Source organism: Macrococcus hajekii, from assembly GCF_004359505.1.
In the GTDB taxonomy this organism is placed as follows: Bacteria; Bacillota; Bacilli; order Staphylococcales; family Staphylococcaceae; genus Macrococcus; species Macrococcus hajekii.
In genome coordinates, this window is the sequence record NZ_SCWE01000006.1 from 42,333 (window position 1) to 60,822 (window position 18,490).

The following is an 18,490-nucleotide window of genomic DNA, read 5'->3' on the forward strand; positions in this document are numbered from 1 at the left end:
ATTTCTTATTGATATAAAGGAAATTTTGCGACCAGTTTCTGTACGCGTTCTTTCGCTTGTTTCAGGACAGCTTCATCTTCATGCTGATGCAGGACGTCTGCGATAATAGCAGCTATCTCTTTCATTTCTTCTTCTTTAAATCCTCGAGTCGTAACAGCTGGTGTACCGATTCGGATACCACTGGTTACAAAAGGACTGTTTTCATCAAATGGAATCGTATTTTTATTAGTGGTGATGCCAACCGCATCCAGAGCATGTTCTGCCACTTTACCGGTGAGTCCAAATGTCGTCACATCCACTGCAAATACATGGTTATCTGTCCCATCTGATACGATACGCAGACCTTTTTCTTTTAAAGCTTCACTTAAAGCCACAGCATTTTTCAGAACTTGCTCCTGATATTGCCTGAATTCAGGCTTGAGAGCTTCGCCGAATGCAGCTGCTTTAGCTGCGATAACATGCATTAAAGGACCGCCCTGAATACCTGGGAAGATAGCTTTATCGATTGCTTTGGCATATTCCTCTTTACATAGAATCATACCGCCACGTGGTCCACGCAATGTTTTGTGCGTTGTTGTTGTCACAAAATCTGCATAAGGCACAGGATTAGGATGCAGACCGACAGCGACTAAGCCTGCAATATGCGCCATATCCACCATCAGTTTCGCACCGATTTCATCAGCGATTGTCTTAAACTGAGAAAAGTCAATCTGACGAGAATAAGAAGATGCACCTGCTACAATTAATTTCGGTTTGTGTTCGTGTGCCAGGCGACGAACCTCATCATAATCAATCCGCTCCGTCTCTTTATCCACTTCATAAGCGACAAAGTGATAATCAATACCGCTGAAGTTAACCTTTGAACCATGTGTCAGATGACCTCCATGTGACAAGTCCATACCGAGCACTGTATCCCCTACTTCCAGTGCAACACGATAAACCGCCATATTGGCCTGTGAACCTGAGTGAGGTTGAACATTGGCATGTTCCGCTCCAAAGAGTTCCTTAGCACGATCTCTTGCTAAATTTTCAACAACATCCACATACTCACAGCCACCGTAATAACGCTTACCCGGATAACCTTCTGCATATTTATTAGTCAGCACTGAACCTTGCGCTTCCATTACTGCTTCTGAAACAAAATTCTCTGAAGCAATCAGTTCGATGTTATCATTCTGTCTTGCTCTTTCTTTTTCAATGGCCTCGAATAACATTGCGTCTTGCTGTTTAAGTATTGACATAATCCTTCCCCCTTAAAAATTATTCATATTGCGCACGCGGTCCTCCAATTAACTTCGGACGATGCGTCGCAATTGTCACAACTGCCTGTCCTACACGTTCTGTAGTGACACGTACCGGTATCTGTACATGTTTAATGTGCATACCTATTAATGTCTGACCAATATCGATACCACAATCAGCATGGATGTGTTCTACAACTACGGGTGCAGTCATATGCTGGTAGGCATAAGCGCTCATACTACCGCCTGCCTTTCTGACTGGTACTACTGACACTGCAGGTACCCTGAGTCGATCTGCAAGCGATTTTTCGAGCGTGATAGCCCGGTTAATATGTTCACAGCCCTGAAAGACGAAATGAACCCCTGTTGCATCGGAAATTTCTTTAAATGCCTGAAAAAACATCGCTGCAACTTCGTCGGAACTATTTGTCCCAATACGCTCACCAATGACTTCTGACGTTGAACATCCAATGATACAGACTTCATCTTTTTTAAAAAATTGAATGGCCATTAGTTCATCAAGTAGTTGTTTAATATCTGTCATTGACCGTCTCCAGTGCCGTAATTTTGTCAATGCGCTGCTGATGACGGCCCCCTTCATATTCGTTACTCAACCAGGTCTCAACAATCAGAAGAGCGAGCCCTTCACCAATGACGCGTTGTCCAAGCGCCAGTACATTAGAATCATTATGACGACGCGTCACCTGTGCAGTGAACACATCGTGGACAAGCGCACAACGTATCCCTTTTACTTTGTTCGCTGCAATCGACATACCAATGCCTGTTCCACAAACTAAAATCCCCTTATCAAATGCTCCTGAAGTAACCCCTTCACTTACAGGTCGGGCATAATCAGGGTAGTCAACCGAGTCGGATGAATGGGTGCCAAAGTCCTTGTATTCAATATCGAGTTCATCAAGTCGCTTTTTAATGGCTTCTTTATATTGATAGCCACCGTGATCGCTTGCAATAGCAATCTTCATTTCTCTGACCTCCCTTTCCCGAATAGGTTCATTATAGCTCATTTACATTTTTTCCTCGAGCATTTACTAGAAATCATTGAGCTTTTCAGCTAAATTGTCAATATGATTCCTTATTTCTGTAAAAGTCTGTTCATAATCAGCCAATGAGCCGCCATATGGATCAGCAATACTTCGCGCACTATGCGATGCATATTCAGCTAATGTATAAACGTTTGCTGCTTGGAAATGCCGTTGAATAAAATATTTATGACTCTCAGACATGGTTAAAATAAGATCTGCTTGCGCATCCTGTTCAGTAAATAGACGAGCATGACCCGCTGGTGGTAAATGATGCTGCTGAAGCAGCTGAGCAGAGTGCACCGAAATAGGTGCACCTTCAAATGCAGAGATACCTCTTGATTCAAATGAATGATTCTCAATTCGTGCTTTAGCCAGACTTTCCGCTAACGGACTACGGCAAGTGTTACCCGTACAGACAAAAATAATATTCATTCATTCCCTACTTTCCGGCAGATGCCTTGTCAATTCGGTTCATCAATGCGTCAGTTTGTTCCTGTCGTTTAAATCCGCTGATGACAATCTGAGAGATAGCGTCATTATGATCGATACTTCTCAAAACTTCATACAGATGTGCTGCCGCACCTTTAAAATCATGCTCATCTTCACAGAGCGGATAGAATGTCCCACCCATGATGAGAGATTCAATTGATTTCGGTCCAACTACTGCAATATTCTCTGCGACTTCATAAGGCTGTGTGATCCCACCTTCTATCAATTCGACTGGACTCTTAGGCGCATAATGACGATACTTCATACCGGGGGCAATAGGTGCCCCTTCATCAGTATAATCCGCGGCTGTCGTACAACCTGGAACAATATCGTTCAGCATGGTCTCAGTCACGGCACCCGGGCGGGCAATTTTAAATGGATACTGTGAGCAATCCAGAACTGTACTTTCAAGACCAATTTCACTGTCATCACCGCGTACAATGCCATAAATACGTCCTTCCAGATCTTCATAAACATGATGATAATTAGTCGGTGACGGGCGCCCACTTAAATTGGCACTAGGCGCTGCAAGTGGGAGCCCACATAGTTCAAGAAGCTGTCGTGCCACTTGATCATTCGGCATTCTAACCGCCACCGTTTCTTTCCCCGCAGTCACTTTAGGCGCCAGGCTGTCCCTTTTCAATGGCAGAATAAATGATATAGGTCCCGGCCAGAAATAATCCATCAATTGCTGAGCTGAAGGATGAATATCCTGAACAAAATCCAGCTGCTGCTGATCATAAATATGAACGATAAGTGGATTGTCACTCGGTCTTCCCTTCGCCGTATAAATTTTAGACACTGCTGCTTCACTTTTGGCATTTGCAGCTAAGCCATAAACAGTTTCAGTTGGGATAGAAATTAATTCATCTTGTTTAAAACCTTGTATTATTTCAGTAATCTGTGGATATGTGGATAAGTCATTCACATAGTTACGCACATCCCAAACGTATGTTTTCATTCAATAATCCCCTCCATTACAAGCTATTTGTTATAAAATAAAAAGTTATACACAAATTGTGGATAACTTTTTTATTTTGTGCATAACTTATTGACACCAGTTGAACCAGATAATGCGGTCAAACTGATTTATATCTTTTTCTATTTTTACATCGATTTGAGGATACAGCGCAGTAATATATTTTTCGAGCGCTTTACCTTGAGCATGTCCGATTTCAAAAAGGACGATGCTATTGTCTTTCATGACAAGTGGTAAATCATCAATCATTCGTTTATAGAGCGCTAGTCCGTTATCGTCAGCGAAAAGGGCAAGATGGGGGTCATAGTTCAGCACACTGTCAGACATTATTGTCTTCTCGTGTTCTGCTATATAAGGTGGGTTAGAGATCAGCATATCAAGTTTGATATGACATTCAATAATAGGCTCCAGTAAATCTCCCTGTAGAAACTTCACTTCAGCTCCTAATTTTTCAGCATTGTGCGCTGCGACAGTAAGTGCCTGTTCACTGATATCAACGGCCAGCACATCTGCATTCGCTTCAAGTGCCAATGTGATAGCAATACAACCGCTTCCTGTTCCGATATCTGCCACCGTACCGCCCAGATGAGCCAGTGCTCTTTCCACTAGTTCTTCCGTCTCTGGTCTCGGCACAAGCACATCATCTGTCACTTGAAATGGACGACCATAAAAAAGCTGAAATCCTGTAATATGAGCAAGAGGAACACCTGCTGCCAGCTGTTCCACTCCCGCTTCATATAAGCCACGCATTTCCTGCGTGATTTCAGAGCGATCCATTACAATATCAAGCTTAGACAGATTGAATAAATCCATCAGCAGCCACTCCGCACCATTTATAGGTACACTATGATCACGCAGCTTCTGACGTGCCGGACGAAGAAGTTCACTCGGCTTATAATACACCTTCATTCAACTCTTCAAGTTTAGAAGTCTGCTCCGCTACTGTCAGCGCTTCGATGATTTCTAACACTTTACCTTCGACAATCTGATCCAGTTTCTGAATGGTCAGGCCGATACGATGATCGGTCACACGATTCTGTGGATAGTTGTAAGTACGGATTCGTTCAGAACGGTCACCTGATCCTACTGCTGATTTACGCTGTTCTGCATATTTAGCCTGCTCTTCCTGCAATGTCATATCATAGACACGTGTTTTCAGCAGTTTAAGTGCTTTTTCTCTGTTTTGAATCTGTGATTTTTCTGAAGAAGTGGCTACAATCCCTGTCGGAATGTGGGTGATACGCACAGCAGAATCTGTTGTATTAACGTGCTGTCCGCCTGAACCACTTGAACGATATGTCTCAATTCTTAAATCTTCCTGTTTAATATCAATCTCTACATCTTCTACTTCAGGTAATACCGCTACTGTCGCAGTAGATGTGTGAATACGGCCGCCACTTTCTGTTGATGGAATACGTTGAACGCGGTGAGCACCATTCTCAAACTTCAGCTTACTGAATGCACCGTTACCGTTGATCATAAAGATAATCTCCTTGTAACCCCCATGATCTGCTTCACTCGCTTCCATAATATCGATTTTCCATCCTTGTTCTTCTGCAAACTTAGAATACATACGGAATAAGTCACCTGCAAAAATTGCAGCTTCATCTCCTCCCGCAGCTCCTCGAATCTCCATGACAACGTTTTTATCATCATTAGGATCCTTTGGAATCAGAAGGAACTTCAGTTCTTCTTCAAGTGCCGGTACTTGTGGCTTTAATTCTGCAATTTCCTCTTTGATCATCGCTTCTTCTTCAGCATCCTCAGCTTCGCCTATCATTTCAAGCGCTTCTTCCAGCTGCTGTTTCACTATCTTATAATTTCTGAATACCTCTACTGTTTTTGCTAAGTCAGACTGCTCTTTCGAGTACTGACGTAATTTATTCGGATCCGACACGACATCCGGATCACTTAACAGCTCGTTTAACTGTTCATAACGATCTTCTACTATTTCTAATTGATCAAACATATTATTCCTCCTCATTCTTTCTGACGATATGGTGTTCACGACATCTGGGTTCATAACTTTCATTGGCTCCGATTAATATGAGCGGATCATCTATGCGTGCAGGTTGTCCGTCGATCAGTCGCTGTGTTCGAGACGACGGTGCACCGCATACTGCACAGACAGCCTGTAATTTTGTGACATGCTCACTGATTGCCATCAGTTCAGGCACAGGATCGAATGGGACACCTTTGAAATCCATATCGAGCCCTGCGACTATCACCCGGTAACCACGGTTAGCAAGTTCTGTTGCGACTTGAACCACTCCTCTATCGAAGAATTGCACTTCATCAATCGCTACAATATTTACGTCATCATCTACATGTTCCATAATTTCCGATGAATCCTTGACATTAAACGCTTCTACTTTAGAGCCGGTATGAGAGACTACCTCATTATTGCTGTATCGATTATCAATCTGCGGCTTGAACACAACCACTTTCTGCTTTGCATATAATCCTCTTCTGATTCTTCTGATGAGTTCTTCACTTTTACCGCTGAACATACTACCTGCAATACACTCTATCCAGCCGGCATGATAACTTTCGTACATATAACCTGCCACCTTTTTAACACATAATCGCTTCATTATATCATAAAAATATAAAGTGAAGAATGCCCGAACAGCTCACTGACAAGTCCGTATTAAGAACATACAAAAAAAGTCCCAGCATTCATCAGATGAATGTGGAACTTCTTACTGCCATTATTCGTTGCTTGATTTAAAACCGAATTTTTTGTTGAAACGCTCAACACGCCCATCCGCAGATGCGAATTTTTGACGGCCTGTGTAGAATGGGTGAGAATCAGAAGAGATATCTAAACGGATAACTGGATATTCGTTACCGTCTTCCCATGTCATTGTTTCATTTGAAGAACGAGTAGAACCGCTTAAGAATTTGAAGTCAGTAGTTGAGTCCAAGAAAATCACTTTGCGGTACTCTGGATGAATGCCTTGTTTCATTATATTTTCAGCTCCTTTGCCCTGAACCATCTGGCACAGAGTTATTCGTGTTTTACACGTCAATACTTACATATTATAAAGGGATTTAACTGATAATGCAACCCTTAAATAATCGGCTTACCACTCTTAGCACTATCGGCTATTCGTGCACCGAGTTGTTCGAAGAAATCTTCATTGCTGTCACTCTGTTTAAGTCGTCTCAAGAAACGCTCTGTGAAGTCAGGGGACTCAGTGAAAAGATTGCGTAGCTGCCAGACCATATCCAGTTCTTTTTTGTCGAGCAGCAGCTCTTCTTTACGTGTAGAACTACGTCTAATATCAATAGCGGGATAGACCCGCTTCTCAGCAAGTTTCCGGTCTAATGTCAGCTCCATATTACCGGTTCCTTTGAATTCTTCATATATCATATCGTCCATGCGGGAACCTGTCTCAACAAGCGCAGTCGATAGAATAGTCAGACTGCCACCCGCCTCTATATTACGCGCTGCTCCGAAGAACGCTTTCGGTTTATGCAGACTGGCAGGATCAAGTCCCCCTGATAATGTACGGCCACTTGGTGGAATAACAAGGTTATACGCACGTGCTAAACGCGTGATGGAATCCATCAGAATGATGACATCTTCCCCCAGTTCAACGAGACGTTTTGCACGTTCGAGTAATAACTCTGCTACCTTGACATGATGCTCAGGTGGTTCATCAAATGTAGAGTGAACTACCTCCGCCTGCTCAACTGATCGTTCAAGATCTGTTACTTCTTCAGGCCGTTCACCGACCAGTAGAATGAAAAGTTTAGCTTCAGGATGATTGGTGCAGATTGCATTGGCGATTTCTTTCAGCAGTGAGGTCTTACCTGCTTTCGGTGGCGCTACAATCATGCCTCGCTGACCGAAGCCAATTGGTGTGACAAGATCCATAATCCTAGTTGAATACGCTGTTTTAGTCGTCTCAAGCTTGATGCGTCGGTCCGGGTAAAGCGGTGTGAGCGCCTGGAAGTGAGGACGCTTTTTCACTTCTTCCGCGTTTTGATCGTTAACGAAATCGACTTGAAGCAATCCATAATACTTCTCATTTTCTTTCGGGCGGCGGACTTTGCCTGTCACTTTATCGCCTCTTTTGATTTCAAAGCGACGAATCTGGCTGGCAGAAATATAAATGTCCTTCTCACCTTTAGAGTAATTGACTGTTCTTAAAAATCCATAGCCATCTGCCTGGATATCATCCAGTACACCCTCCATATAGTAGTTGCCATCCTGCTCCATCTGTTTTTCCATAATAGCGAGGACGAGCTCTTTTTTATTTAACTTACTGTAATTAACAAGACCTAGTTCTTTTGCGCGTGTCGTCAGCTCTTTAGTCGTGCTGTTTTTGTATAGCGCATCAAAAGACTCATACTGCGGACTTGTTCGCTGTTTTTCAGTCATAGTACACCTTCTATAAAATTATTATTGATTTCAATGATGATAAGAAAAAGGAAAAAGAGGAAGTGTTGCGATGAACTTACATAGTCTATCATACTTCATATATTGTCAAAAGAAAAATCAGCATGCATCAGCATGCTGACTCATTATTAAATTGTATCTGACCCGTCAATCGTAAATCCAGGTTTCTTCTCAAGACTATGACGTCCTTGTACAAAACGGACTGTTCCTGTTTTAGCTCTCATAACCAGTGAATGCGTCGTTGCAAATCCACCTTTGAACTGAACACCTTTCATCAGTTCACCATCAGTTACAGCACTCGCAGCAAAGATTGCATCGTCACCTTTAACCATATCATCCAGCTGCAGGACTGTGTTCGGTTCAATTCCCATTTTGCGACAGCGTTCTTCCTGTTCAGCATCTTCAGGTAAAAGAATACCTTGGAAATCGCCGCCGAGCGCTTTAATACCTACGGCTGCGATTACACCCTCAGGGGCCCCGCCAGAACCGAAAAGAATGTCAACACCAGTGAAATCAAATGCTGTATTGATAGCACCTGCTACATCACCATGCTCTATCAACTTGATGCGAGCACCTGTTTCACGAATTTCCTTGATAATTTTCTGATGACGTTCACGATTGAGTAATGTAGCAGTCACTTCAGTGATGTCCTTCTTTTTAGCTTTAGCTACAGCATGAAGATTCTCACTAACACTCTTAGTGATATCAACAACGCCTTTACATTCAGGACCAACTGCAATTTTTTCCATGTACATATCAGGTGCATGCAGTAACGTACCACGATCTCCAACTGCAAGAACAGTCATCGCGTTCCAGCTACCCTCAGCGACAAGAGTCGTACCTTCCAGTGGGTCGACTGCGATATCGATAGCCGGACCTTCTTTAGTACCAAGCTCTTCTCCGATATAAAGCATAGGTGCCTCGTCCATCTCACCTTCACCAATCACTACTACACCATCCATCGGAATAGTATCAAAAACCGCACGCATTGCAGTAGTTGCTGCATCATCAGCCTCATTCTTCAGACCCTTACCTACCCAGCGCGCACTCTGAAGAGCTGCCGCTTCTGTTACACGAACTAATTCCATCGATAAACTACGTTCCATTATCCATTCTCCTTTATCCATCAGGTTAATATTCGTAAATAGTATAACACATTTAACTTAGCGTTATACCGTATCATTCTAAAAATATGGAGAACAACGTTAAAAAACACCGATATTCTGCTAAACAGAATATCAGCGTTTTAACTCAAGATTTTCCTGCGCCCACTTCTCTATCGGACTCATTGCCTGACTTAAGGCATAGCCTTTAGGTGTCAGCACATATTCAATCGATAGCGGCGTTGTCGCAGTCACCTTTTTCTCAATCAGACCCCAGTCAGCAAGTTCGCTGAGCTTTAAGCTTAACGCACGTGGTGTTATAGATTTCAAATCTTTTTTTATATCAGAAAAATGTGCACTGTGATTGTCACATCTTGAGAGATAATTAATCAATAACCCATTCCAGCTTCTACCGAGGATTTTAAATGTCTCTTCTAAATAAGGACAGATTTCCATATTCCTCACCTCTTTATTTCATTATACATTAGTATAAAAAATATATCAAATATATAAAATATATAAAGACACCCCGTCATGAGGTGCCTTTATCTTATATTTGCTCTCGCCAGATATCTGCACCGAGCGCTTTTAATTTCTCTACAATCCCGCTGTAACCACGGTCGATATGACGAACATTATAAACTGTTGTTACGCCTTCAGCTACCAGCCCTGCAATCACAAGACATGCACCTGCACGTAAATCACTTGCTGCTACTTCTGCTCCCATTAATTTTGAAGGCTTGATATAAGCCGTTCCCGACTCTTCACCAATATCTGCAGACATGCGTTTCAGCTCCGCTACGTGATTAAAGCGTGCCGGGTAAATGGTATCGGTCACCGTACTAGCGCCATCCGCCATAAAAAGTAAAGGCGTAAAAGGCTGCTGTAAGTCAGTCGCAAAACCAGGGTAGACATTAGTCGTGATATTAAGTGGTTTTAAAGGACCTGATTTTCTAATAACCGCCTTATCTTCACCTACTTCAATATCGACACCCATCTCTTTCAGTTTAGCAGTCAATGGCTCCATATGAAGAGGAATGATATTTTCAATCACTACTTCTTCACCCATAGTAGCTGCAGCACACATGTAAGTACCTGCTTCAATACGGTCAGGTATAATTGTGTGCGTCGTACCGTGCAGTTTCTCTACGCCTTCAATTTTAAGCGTATCTGTCCCTGCACCTCTGATCTTGGCACCCATATTATTAAGAAGTGTCGCCACATCTACAATCTCCGGCTCTTTAGCAGCATTTTCAATGACTGTTTTACCTTCAGCCATTGAAGCGGCAAGCATGATATTAATTGTCGCGCCTACTGATACAACATCCATAAAGATTTTAGCACCACGAAGATGTCCGGCATGAAGATGCATACCGCCTTCATCACTCGTTACTGTTGCGCCTAATGCCTCGAATCCTTTGATATGCTGATCGATAGGGCGTGGTCCGAGCGGGCAGCCCCCCGGCAAGCCGATTGTACATTTTTTAAATCGGGCAAGCATAGCGCCCATCATATAATAAGATGCTCTGAGAGATTGTACTTTGTGGTTTGGTAGCGGCAGATTGACTGCCTGAGAAGAATCTACAGTCAGTGTATCTCCTGCAAGTTCTGTTGTAATATTTAAGTCTCCGAGCAGACTCATTAATGTAACGACGTCAGAAATATCCGGAAGTCCATCCAGTTTCACAACATCATTTGCCATTAACGTAGCTGGAATAAGTGCAACCGCACTATTTTTCGCGCCACTGATCTGGACTTTACCATTTAACAGCTTGCCACCTCTTATCTTGATCACTTCTTCTGACATATTAGTACTCCTTTTCGCGTATTCAACATTTCTATATTTTCATATCAATTTCCCGAGAAATTTTAAGTTATTATTGATTAATTTATAGGAATTGCGATTTTAAATATAATCTAAAATCACTTGTAAAGTCAAGAAAAGCACACCTCAGAAATGAAGTGTGCTCAAGTATTCATGAAAAATTAAGCTTTATTTGATGTACCGAATTCACGGATTTTACCTTGTACAGTCGTTTTAATTGCTTCACGAGCTGGTCCAAGATATTTTCGTGGGTCGTAAACATCTGCATCATTATTTAAAGTTTCACGTACTGCTTTCGCAGATGCAATCTGATTCTCAGTGTTTACATTGATTTTAGCTGTACCTAATGACACAGCACGTTTAATATCATCAGTAGGAATACCTGTACCACCGTGAAGAACTAATGGTACACCAGTCGCTTGACCGATTTCTTCCATCTCTTTGAAGCCTAAGTTCGGCAGACCTTTGTAAGGACCATGAACTGAACCTAAAGCTGGAGCCAGGCAATCGATTCCTGTTTTTTCAACAAGTTCCTGACATTCTTTTGCATCAGCATAAACGACACCGTCAGAAACGACATCATCTTCCTGTCCACCGACAAGGCCAAGTTCAGCTTCAACTGAAACACCTTTAGCATGTGCATACTCTACTACTTTTTTAGTTGTTTCGATATTTTCTTCGAAAGGATGGTGTGATGCATCAATCATAACAGAAGTAAAGCCTGCATCAATTGCTTCTTTACATTTTTCGAAGCTTGAACCATGGTCTAAATGAATCGCAACAGGAACCGTGATGTTCATGTCTTTCATTAAACCTTCAACCATTTTCACGACTGTATAGAAACCACCCATATATTTAGCTGCACCTTCAGATACACCTAAAATAACCGGGGCATTCTCTTCTTGAGATGCACCTAAAATTGCTTGAGTGAACTCAAGATTGTTTAAGTTATACTGACCAACAGCATAACCACCTTCTTTAGCCTGAATCAACATTTCTTTCATAGAAACTAATGGCATAGAAAAATCCTCCTTATGTGCTTAGCACAATGATTATGGCTTTAGTATAACAAAGTCTAAAACCTTTTGCATAATATTACGCCGCCTTATTGATATCTTTCAGCAATAGCAAGAACCTCTTTCATCGTGAAGGGTTTAGTGAGAACGCCTGAAGCACCCAGGCTATATAATCTTTCCACTTCTTCAGCTGATTGAAAGGCGGAAATAACGTAGATAGGTGTATCCGTGTATTTCCTTATCTCAATAAGTGTCTCTTCACCATTCATAACGGGCATTCGCTTATCCATCATAATCAGGTCATATGCTGTATCTCTCACCATCTTCAGCGCGATAAGCCCATTTTCTGCTTCTTCAACCTGATAACCATTTAATGAAAATATTTCTGCCAGCAGCAGTCTGATATTTGTCTCATCGTCAATTACAAGAATTCGCATCATTGTCATCGACCTCCCTTTTATAATAAGATTGTACTATATGTATCTATCATACATCAGAAAAAGGAAGGATTATTATGATTAAGATTTTTAATACTCAGCTGAATGGAATCTTCCAGAAAATCGATGCTCAGGAAAGTGAAATCGATATTGCTGCTCGTCTCCTTGCTCAAGCCATTATCGGGCAAGGTAAAGTGTATATCAAGGGCTTCGGAGATCTAAGGTATCTTGAAGAGTTTTTGACTTCCGGGGATGAAAAACTTCCTGATACAGAACGACTGATCACTGAAACAGTGATTGATCAAACAGACCGCGTAATCCTTATGGCACCTTATTACGATGAGTCTGTTATCGAATATATTGCCGATCTTGAGAAAAATAATATTGACTATGTGCTTGTGTGCAACAAAGATCCACGTATCGACTGCATGAATTTCATTGACCTTTCCACACCGCGTGCATTGGTACCCACTGAAGATTTCAGTCGTATTATTACACCCCATGTGATGGCGATGAACTATATCTATTACATCCTCTATGCACTGATTAAAGAAATGCTGGATGAAGAACTTTAAGTTGATATTAAAAAACGTCTTGTCAAAATTTAATGACAAGACGTTTTTGATTATTTAATCGTCGCTTCAATGAAGTCTCTGAATAACGGCTGCGGACGTGTCGGACGTGACAGGAACTCAGGATGGAACTGACATGCAACAAACCATTTATGCTCAGGAATCTCTATGATTTCTACTAAACGGCCATCCGGTGATGTACCTGAGAAGACAAGCCCTTTTTCTTCCAGACGTTCACGAAACTCATTATTGAATTCATAGCGGTGACGATGACGTTCTTCCACCAATGCTTCACCATAAGCAGCGTGTGCCTTAGTCCCATCAGTCAATTGACAAGGATAGAGGCCAAGACGTAATGTGCCACCTAAATCCACGACATCTTTCTGATCAGGTAACAATGAGATAACAGGATAAGGTGTATTAGCATCAAGCTCTGATGAGTGAGCATCTTTTAAGCCCACCACATTACGCGCAAATTCTACTGTCGCAAGCTGCATACCTAAACAAATACCGAAGAACGGAATATTGTTCTCACGGGCATATTGTGTCGCTAAGATTTTACCTTCAATCCCGCGCTCCCCAAAACCACCCGGTACAAGAATGCCGTCTACATCTTTCAGTTCTTCTTTGAAGTTTGAAACATTCAGCTGCTCTGAATTAAGCCATTTCACTTCAACATCTTTACCGAACTGAAAGCCTGCATGCTTAAGTGCTTCAACTACTGACAGATAAGCATCTGGAAGGGCAACGTATTTACCGACTAAGGCTATCTTCGTTTTACCATCCAGGTTGCGAACTGTTTCAAGAAGCTGTGTCCATTCTGTCAGCTCTGCTTCTTCTTCCGCCTCTAATCCAAGACGTTTCACTACGATATCATCCATCTTCTGATCTTTCAGTGCAAGCGGAATCTGGTACAATGTGTCTGCATCCCGGCATTCAATAACAGAATTCTTGTCAATATCACAGAATAATGCAATTTTATCGCGTAAGTCCTGAGTCATTTCATATTCTGTTCGCACAACGATCATATCAGGCTGGATACCTAATCCACGAAGTTCTTTCACGCTATGTTGAGTAGGCTTCGTCTTCATCTCTCCAGCTGCTTTGATGTAAGGTAATAGTGTACAGTGAATATACATGACATTTTCACGGCCGAGGTCGCTCTTAATCTGGCGGATGGATTCGAGGAATGGAAGAGACTCGATATCGCCTGTTGTACCACCAATTTCAGTGATGACAACATCTGCATGCGTACTTTCGCCTGCTTTTAAGAGGCGTGATTTAATTTCATTCGTAATATGCGGAATGACCTGTACAGTTCCTCCTAAATAATCACCACGACGTTCTTTCTTAAGTACGTGCGAATAAACTTTACCTGCTGTGACGTTTGAGTATTGATTCAAGTTGATATCAATAAAACGTTCATAATGCCCTAAGTCAAGATCGGTCTCTGCACCATCATCAGTTACGAACACTTCACCATGCTGATAAGGACTCATCGTACCTGGATCCACATTTAAATAAGGATCAAATTTCTGAATCGTCACATTTAATCCACGGTTTTTAAGCAATCGACCTAAACTTGCTGCTGTAATCCCTTTACCAAGTGATGATACAACCCCACCTGTAACAAATATAAATTTAGTCATATTGACCTCCTGAAATTTAAAAATAAAAAACGCTCCTTTTGCAAGCGCAAAGGGAGCGTATTGTTTATACGTTGTCCTAGTTAAAGGAGCCCAAGTAAAATAATAATCATTTTTACTGAAGAAGTCAATCACCTAATCAAGAAATTATAACGTCTCTTCTTCGTCCTCTTCGTCAAATTCATCTTCGTCTTCTTCGTCAAATTCATCCTCTTCGACTACAAGACCCGCCTGATCAAGTTCATCTTCAACATCTTCATCTTCTGGATCTTCAAGATTTTCTTCATCAGATCCTGCTTCTACAACAAGATCAAGTTCATCTTCGACTTCCACTTCACCGAGAAGTGTGATGTTTGCATCATCTTCATCTTCATCAAGTACTTCAAATTTCTGAACAGTTGGTGCAATCTTCTCTTCGATATCATCTACTGAATACCAGTCACGAAGACCCCATACATTTTCTCCTGTAGAGAGGAAACGACCATCTGTGTTTAAATCTGTATAGAACTGAACGACACGTGTTTCAATCTCGTCATCATTGTAATCACCGATTTTTTTAAACTCATCGATGATATCGTATAAGCCTTGGTCTTTCCCTTTTTCAAGCAGATAAAGATAAGCCATATCGATAAAAGAGTGCTCATTCATCATTTCTTTTGTATATTCACTGATTTTCATTATTAATTCGTCCTTTCACATCAGGCAGTCGATTTTTATTCACCCTAAATCATAACAAGAATAATAATAATTTGCCAGTAAATATTTAGTCTAGTACTTGATCAGCTTCATCAGCTGATCAGCATGGTCAGGGTCAGCTTGAACGAAGTTGACATTCAAGTAAGGTCCGGGCTCATTCGTCTCTACTTTAAGACGATCCACATCCGGATAATGTTTTCTGACAAATGTTGCGAGTTGTCTAAGTGCACTTTCACGAACTTCATCATCAATCGGATTAAAATCAGTGATTTCAGCAGCCTGACCTTCGATTTTCAACATGATATGTCCGGCATTTTCACCGTTCTTATCCAGAACAATGCCATCATTCTCTTGCTTAATTAACCTTAGTTTAGAAACATATTGACCTGACAAATCTAAGTAGTACAGTCTTTCCTTACCGATCGGTCCTTCCGGGTTAGTAGCGAGGTGCAAGAAACCTGCACGTTCATATACGTTCCAGGCTGCTTGATTCTCTGCATCAACCACGAGATAAAGATGTTCAAAATCAGGGAAAACACGTTGAACAAAGTCAGGAATATTCATCATAATTTCAGTACCGTAACCATGACCTTGATATTTAGCATTGATTGACAGACTTCTGACATAGACTGCATTCACTGGTGTCTCATAACCTTCATGCTGATAATACTGATGCAGCACAAAAAAACCGACGACCTGCTTCTTTTTATTGAGCACTACGCACGGACGTCTATTATGATCCATCAACCCTTCTTCCAGTACTTGAATTGGAAGAGATGAATAGATCAGTTGACGCTCCCCCAGCTCAAATGCTTCGAGCTGTTCTCTATACTCTGAGCTGTATTGTACGATATCAATTTGTGAGCCTTTAAATTCCATGATGAAAAACCTCCAGCATTCATTTAATTTATTAACTTATACCCCGATTCACTGTTATTTCAGCATTTAAAGTACGTAACTTATTTTACAAGATGAGATTCTATCTGTAATATAATAACCAAAAAAGATGAAGAGGTAATGAGATGAAATTCGGTATAGATGCAGGCGGTACATTGATTAAAATAGTAAAAGAAGAAAACAATGAACGATCCTATATGAAGTATCTGTCAACAGAAATTGAAAAAGTGGCAGCTATGCTTGAATCATACCCAGAAGCTTCAGTGGCGCTTACCGGTGGCAAAGCAACTTACTTACAGAGCCTTATTCCTCAGGAAGCCTTTCAAAGCATTGAATTCGATGCGACGTTCAAAGGAATTCAAACATTTCTTCAGCAGCACGATCATCCTCTTGAAAATTATATTTTTGCTAATGTAGGAACAGGGACTTCCATCCATTATGTGGACGGCGAACAGCAAGTCCGTGCAGGCGGTACTGGAGCAGGCGGCGGCATGATTCAGGGATTAGGTTATCTGCTCACAGGTGAAAGCGATTATAGCCGTTTGACAGCCCTTGCCGCTCAAGGTGACAGAGATGAGATTGACTTGAAAGTTAAACATATCTACAAAGGAGATAAAACACCGATTCCCGGCGAGCTGACTGCTGCTAACTTCGGTCGTGTTCTACATACAAAAGATACAGTGACTTATACAGATGCAGACAAGCTGGCAGCTGCTATTGGTGTCGTCGGCGAAACTGTGACAACTGTCTCCATACATGCTGCACGGGAATTCAATGCAGAATACGTCGTTTATATCGGATCATCATTTTTAGACAATGAACTGCTTGAAAAAGTAGTGATGAACTACACAGTACTGCGCGGCTTTAAGCCCTATTTCATAGAAAATGGTGAATATTCCGGTGCTCTAGGCACACTTAAATTGATGGAACAATAAAAGGAGAGGCAGCTGCCTCTCCTTTTATTATTGATTAAATTCTGCGAATGCTTTGTCATGCGCATCGACATCCTGCTGTTCGCCGTGCCAGATTCCTACAAATCTCGATGGCACATGTTCGTCTTCATAAAAGTCGCCATCATAGTAAGCGAGGGGGAATAAACGGCCTGCCTTGACTTCATCGAGAATACGTTCATAAAAAGCATCATTGCTCACCTTCGCATAAGCACCGAAAAATTTCTCATAATCCCCTGCCAGCAGCTCATCCATAATCAGCATCGATGTAGAACCATTCTGCCTGAAGTTAAGATCAATGGCATAGACTTCTCCTTTATCATCAACGAGCAGATCGAATCCTGCTATCCCTTTATAACCTGCATCGACACCATTCTGCATAATCTCTCTGCCAGCTTCTATTACTGTCTGTGGGACATTATGTGCCGTAATATTACCGAAATATTTGCCGTATTCATTTGTATTCTGAATAGAAGCACCTATATAATTTAAGCCTGTATTCTCACTGTAAGCATACTGGACACAGTAATTCTGTTTAGTGTTAATATAATCTTCAATAACGAAATCTGAATCTGTTTCTGCTTCTTTGATACGATTCAGTGCCTGCTTGCGGTCCTCATCATTGTAACAAATCATCACGCCATAACCACCGGCTGTCGGATGCTCGTCACCTGGTTTAATGACATAAGGATAATTCCACTTCTTCAATGTTTCTTCAAGCTCGTCTACTGCTACCACTTCACGTTTAGGTAAAAATTTACCTTTCGTCCAGTCAGAAAGCTTCATCTTGTTATTGAGTGCAACAAATAATTCTTTATCAATATAGTAAGTTGAAGGATCAACAAATTCGCTGCTATGTGCATACTGAAAGAAGATTTTCTCTCCATTTTTTTCTGCTTCTCTCAATCTTGCATTATAACTTTCTGCATCTTTAAATGTGCGATAATGAGACGGGAAATCAACTCCTGCTGCACGCATTAATTCGCGCGGCTTTTCTCCCACTGCTGCTTCATGAATAATAACCGGCATATCAGCAATCAGAAGTTCTCTTGCCGTTAACATATTAGCCTGATGTTCTTCTGTTGTCAGCCATGGATTTTTTTCAAATGACGGACGTGAAGTAAATACAACATGATCGCCGTAAAGCTGATGCATGGTCAGCGGGCGTTTAGATAAGAAATTATTCAT

At 41.5% G+C, this 18,490-nt stretch carries 21 protein-coding genes; 2 read left to right on the forward strand and 19 right to left on the reverse strand.

Going from position 1 to position 18,490, the window contains the following annotated elements:
- Window positions 1–5 precede the first annotated feature (5 nt).
- The 15 genes from ERX37_RS10555 to ERX37_RS10625 form a co-directional block, all read right to left on the reverse strand.
- Window positions 6–1,241 carry a serine hydroxymethyltransferase gene (locus ERX37_RS10555; protein ID WP_133430644.1) on the reverse strand — a complete coding sequence of 412 codons (1,236 nt, stop codon included), beginning with the start codon at window positions 1,239–1,241 and terminating at the stop codon, window positions 6–8.
- Window positions 1,242–1,260: 19 nt separating this feature from the next.
- Window positions 1,261–1,785 (reverse strand): TIGR01440 family protein, encoded by a 525-nt coding sequence (locus ERX37_RS10560; protein WP_133430645.1) that lies wholly within the window; start codon window positions 1,783–1,785, stop codon window positions 1,261–1,263.
- Entirely contained in the window at window positions 1,772–2,224 is a 453-nt protein-coding gene (rpiB, locus tag ERX37_RS10565) for a ribose 5-phosphate isomerase B (RefSeq protein WP_133430646.1), read from the reverse strand. The genes ERX37_RS10560 and rpiB overlap by 14 nt, the downstream gene beginning before the upstream one ends.
- A 66-nt stretch (window positions 2,225–2,290) precedes the next feature.
- Entirely contained in the window at window positions 2,291–2,716 is a 426-nt protein-coding gene (locus ERX37_RS10570; RefSeq protein ID WP_133430647.1) for a low molecular weight protein arginine phosphatase, read from the reverse strand.
- A gap of 7 nt (window positions 2,717–2,723) precedes the next feature.
- A complete protein-coding gene (locus tag ERX37_RS10575; protein WP_133430648.1) occupies window positions 2,724–3,734 on the reverse strand; it encodes an L-threonylcarbamoyladenylate synthase in 1,011 nt (336 codons plus the stop codon).
- A gap of 87 nt (window positions 3,735–3,821) precedes the next feature.
- Window positions 3,822–4,655, reverse strand: coding sequence for a peptide chain release factor N(5)-glutamine methyltransferase (gene prmC / locus ERX37_RS10580; protein ID WP_165982041.1), 834 nt, complete (start codon window positions 4,653–4,655; stop codon window positions 3,822–3,824).
- Entirely contained in the window at window positions 4,645–5,721 is a 1,077-nt protein-coding gene (gene prfA / locus ERX37_RS10585) for a peptide chain release factor 1 (RefSeq protein ID WP_133430650.1), read from the reverse strand. The genes prmC and prfA overlap by 11 nt, the downstream gene beginning before the upstream one ends.
- Before the next feature lies 1 nt (window position 5,722).
- Window positions 5,723–6,310 carry a thymidine kinase gene (locus ERX37_RS10590; RefSeq protein ID WP_133430683.1) on the reverse strand — a complete coding sequence of 196 codons (588 nt, stop codon included), beginning with the start codon at window positions 6,308–6,310 and terminating at the stop codon, window positions 5,723–5,725.
- A gap of 153 nt (window positions 6,311–6,463) precedes the next feature.
- Window positions 6,464–6,721: a type B 50S ribosomal protein L31 gene (locus tag ERX37_RS10595; protein WP_133418455.1), complete on the reverse strand. Its 258-nt coding sequence runs from the start codon at window positions 6,719–6,721 to the stop codon at window positions 6,464–6,466.
- A 104-nt stretch (window positions 6,722–6,825) separates the two neighbouring features.
- Window positions 6,826–8,142, reverse strand: a complete 1,317-nt coding sequence (gene rho, locus ERX37_RS10600; RefSeq protein ID WP_133430651.1) for a transcription termination factor Rho — start codon at window positions 8,140–8,142, stop codon at window positions 6,826–6,828.
- Window positions 8,143–8,288: 146 nt separating this feature from the next.
- Complete coding sequence (gene glpX, locus ERX37_RS10605) at window positions 8,289–9,266, reverse strand: class II fructose-bisphosphatase (RefSeq protein WP_133430652.1); 978 nt, start codon at window positions 9,264–9,266, stop codon at window positions 8,289–8,291.
- Between the two features lie 132 nt (window positions 9,267–9,398).
- The gene (locus ERX37_RS10610) at window positions 9,399–9,719 is read right to left on the reverse strand and encodes a winged helix-turn-helix transcriptional regulator (RefSeq protein WP_133430653.1); all 321 of its coding nucleotides are present in this window, start codon (window positions 9,717–9,719) and stop codon (window positions 9,399–9,401) included.
- Between the two features lie 94 nt (window positions 9,720–9,813).
- Window positions 9,814–11,070 (reverse strand): UDP-N-acetylglucosamine 1-carboxyvinyltransferase, encoded by a 1,257-nt coding sequence (locus ERX37_RS10615; RefSeq protein ID WP_133430654.1) that lies wholly within the window; start codon window positions 11,068–11,070, stop codon window positions 9,814–9,816.
- 179 nt (window positions 11,071–11,249) lie between these two features.
- A complete protein-coding gene (gene fdaB, locus ERX37_RS10620) occupies window positions 11,250–12,107 on the reverse strand; it encodes a class IIb fructose-bisphosphate aldolase FdaB (RefSeq protein ID WP_133430655.1) in 858 nt (285 codons plus the stop codon).
- A gap of 86 nt (window positions 12,108–12,193) precedes the next feature.
- Window positions 12,194–12,544: a response regulator gene (locus ERX37_RS10625; RefSeq protein ID WP_229713245.1), complete on the reverse strand. Its 351-nt coding sequence runs from the start codon at window positions 12,542–12,544 to the stop codon at window positions 12,194–12,196.
- A 74-nt stretch (window positions 12,545–12,618) separates the two neighbouring features.
- Here ERX37_RS10625 and ERX37_RS10630 point away from each other — a divergent pair, with 74 nt between their 5' ends.
- Window positions 12,619–13,116 (forward strand): DUF2529 family protein, encoded by a 498-nt coding sequence (locus ERX37_RS10630; RefSeq protein ID WP_133430656.1) that lies wholly within the window; start codon window positions 12,619–12,621, stop codon window positions 13,114–13,116.
- Between the two features lie 50 nt (window positions 13,117–13,166).
- On the opposite strand, the gene ERX37_RS10635 is transcribed toward ERX37_RS10630, so the two are convergent.
- The 3 genes from ERX37_RS10635 to ERX37_RS10645 all read right to left on the reverse strand — a co-directional run bounded on the left by ERX37_RS10635 (window position 13,167) and on the right by ERX37_RS10645 (window position 16,334).
- Window positions 13,167–14,762: a CTP synthase gene (locus ERX37_RS10635; RefSeq protein WP_133430657.1), complete on the reverse strand. Its 1,596-nt coding sequence runs from the start codon at window positions 14,760–14,762 to the stop codon at window positions 13,167–13,169.
- Between the two features lie 144 nt (window positions 14,763–14,906).
- The gene (gene rpoE / locus ERX37_RS10640; protein WP_133430658.1) at window positions 14,907–15,437 is read right to left on the reverse strand and encodes a DNA-directed RNA polymerase subunit delta; all 531 of its coding nucleotides are present in this window, start codon (window positions 15,435–15,437) and stop codon (window positions 14,907–14,909) included.
- Window positions 15,438–15,527: 90 nt separating this feature from the next.
- Window positions 15,528–16,334, reverse strand: coding sequence for a GNAT family N-acetyltransferase (locus tag ERX37_RS10645; protein WP_133430659.1), 807 nt, complete (start codon window positions 16,332–16,334; stop codon window positions 15,528–15,530).
- Window positions 16,335–16,477: 143 nt separating this feature from the next.
- Here ERX37_RS10645 and coaW point away from each other — a divergent pair, with 143 nt between their 5' ends.
- Window positions 16,478–17,287: a type II pantothenate kinase gene (gene coaW, locus ERX37_RS10650; RefSeq protein ID WP_133430660.1), complete on the forward strand. Its 810-nt coding sequence runs from the start codon at window positions 16,478–16,480 to the stop codon at window positions 17,285–17,287.
- Window positions 17,288–17,314: 27 nt separating this feature from the next.
- Here coaW and ldmS read toward each other — a convergent pair whose 3' ends face one another.
- Window positions 17,315–18,490: an L-aspartate--L-methionine ligase LdmS gene (ldmS, locus tag ERX37_RS10655; RefSeq protein WP_133430661.1), complete on the reverse strand. Its 1,176-nt coding sequence runs from the start codon at window positions 18,488–18,490 to the stop codon at window positions 17,315–17,317.

What these genes read in the sequence shown, in the direction of transcription:
- ERX37_RS10555 (WP_133430644.1), bottom strand. Translation starts at nt 1,241, where the DNA reads ATGTCAATACTTAAACAGCAAGACGCAATGTTATTCGAGGCCATTGAA.
- ERX37_RS10560 (WP_133430645.1), bottom strand. Translation starts at nt 1,785, where the DNA reads ATGACAGATATTAAACAACTACTTGATGAACTAATGGCCATTCAATTT.
- rpiB (WP_133430646.1), bottom strand. Translation starts at nt 2,224, where the DNA reads ATGAAGATTGCTATTGCAAGCGATCACGGTGGCTATCAATATAAAGAA.
- ERX37_RS10570 (WP_133430647.1), bottom strand. Translation starts at nt 2,716, where the DNA reads ATGAATATTATTTTTGTCTGTACGGGTAACACTTGCCGTAGTCCGTTA.
- ERX37_RS10575 (WP_133430648.1), bottom strand. Translation starts at nt 3,734, where the DNA reads ATGAAAACATACGTTTGGGATGTGCGTAACTATGTGAATGACTTATCC.
- prfA (WP_133430650.1), bottom strand. Translation starts at nt 5,721, where the DNA reads ATGTTTGATCAATTAGAAATAGTAGAAGATCGTTATGAACAGTTAAAC.
- ERX37_RS10590 (WP_133430683.1), bottom strand. Translation starts at nt 6,310, where the DNA reads ATGTACGAAAGTTATCATGCCGGCTGGATAGAGTGTATTGCAGGTAGT.
- ERX37_RS10595 (WP_133418455.1), bottom strand. Translation starts at nt 6,721, where the DNA reads ATGAAACAAGGCATTCATCCAGAGTACCGCAAAGTGATTTTCTTGGAC.
- rho (WP_133430651.1), bottom strand. Translation starts at nt 8,142, where the DNA reads ATGACTGAAAAACAGCGAACAAGTCCGCAGTATGAGTCTTTTGATGCG.
- glpX (WP_133430652.1), bottom strand. Translation starts at nt 9,266, where the DNA reads ATGGAACGTAGTTTATCGATGGAATTAGTTCGTGTAACAGAAGCGGCA.
- ERX37_RS10610 (WP_133430653.1), bottom strand. Translation starts at nt 9,719, where the DNA reads ATGGAAATCTGTCCTTATTTAGAAGAGACATTTAAAATCCTCGGTAGA.
- ERX37_RS10615 (WP_133430654.1), bottom strand. Translation starts at nt 11,070, where the DNA reads ATGTCAGAAGAAGTGATCAAGATAAGAGGTGGCAAGCTGTTAAATGGT.
- fdaB (WP_133430655.1), bottom strand. Translation starts at nt 12,107, where the DNA reads ATGCCATTAGTTTCTATGAAAGAAATGTTGATTCAGGCTAAAGAAGGT.
- ERX37_RS10625 (WP_229713245.1), bottom strand. Translation starts at nt 12,544, where the DNA reads ATGATGCGAATTCTTGTAATTGACGATGAGACAAATATCAGACTGCTG.
- ERX37_RS10630 (WP_133430656.1), top strand. Translation starts at nt 12,619, where the DNA reads ATGATTAAGATTTTTAATACTCAGCTGAATGGAATCTTCCAGAAAATC.
- ERX37_RS10635 (WP_133430657.1), bottom strand. Translation starts at nt 14,762, where the DNA reads ATGACTAAATTTATATTTGTTACAGGTGGGGTTGTATCATCACTTGGT.
- rpoE (WP_133430658.1), bottom strand. Translation starts at nt 15,437, where the DNA reads ATGAAAATCAGTGAATATACAAAAGAAATGATGAATGAGCACTCTTTT.
- ERX37_RS10645 (WP_133430659.1), bottom strand. Translation starts at nt 16,334, where the DNA reads ATGGAATTTAAAGGCTCACAAATTGATATCGTACAATACAGCTCAGAG.
- coaW (WP_133430660.1), top strand. Translation starts at nt 16,478, where the DNA reads ATGAAATTCGGTATAGATGCAGGCGGTACATTGATTAAAATAGTAAAA.
- ldmS (WP_133430661.1), bottom strand. Translation starts at nt 18,490, where the DNA reads ATGAATAATTTCTTATCTAAACGCCCGCTGACCATGCATCAGCTTTAC.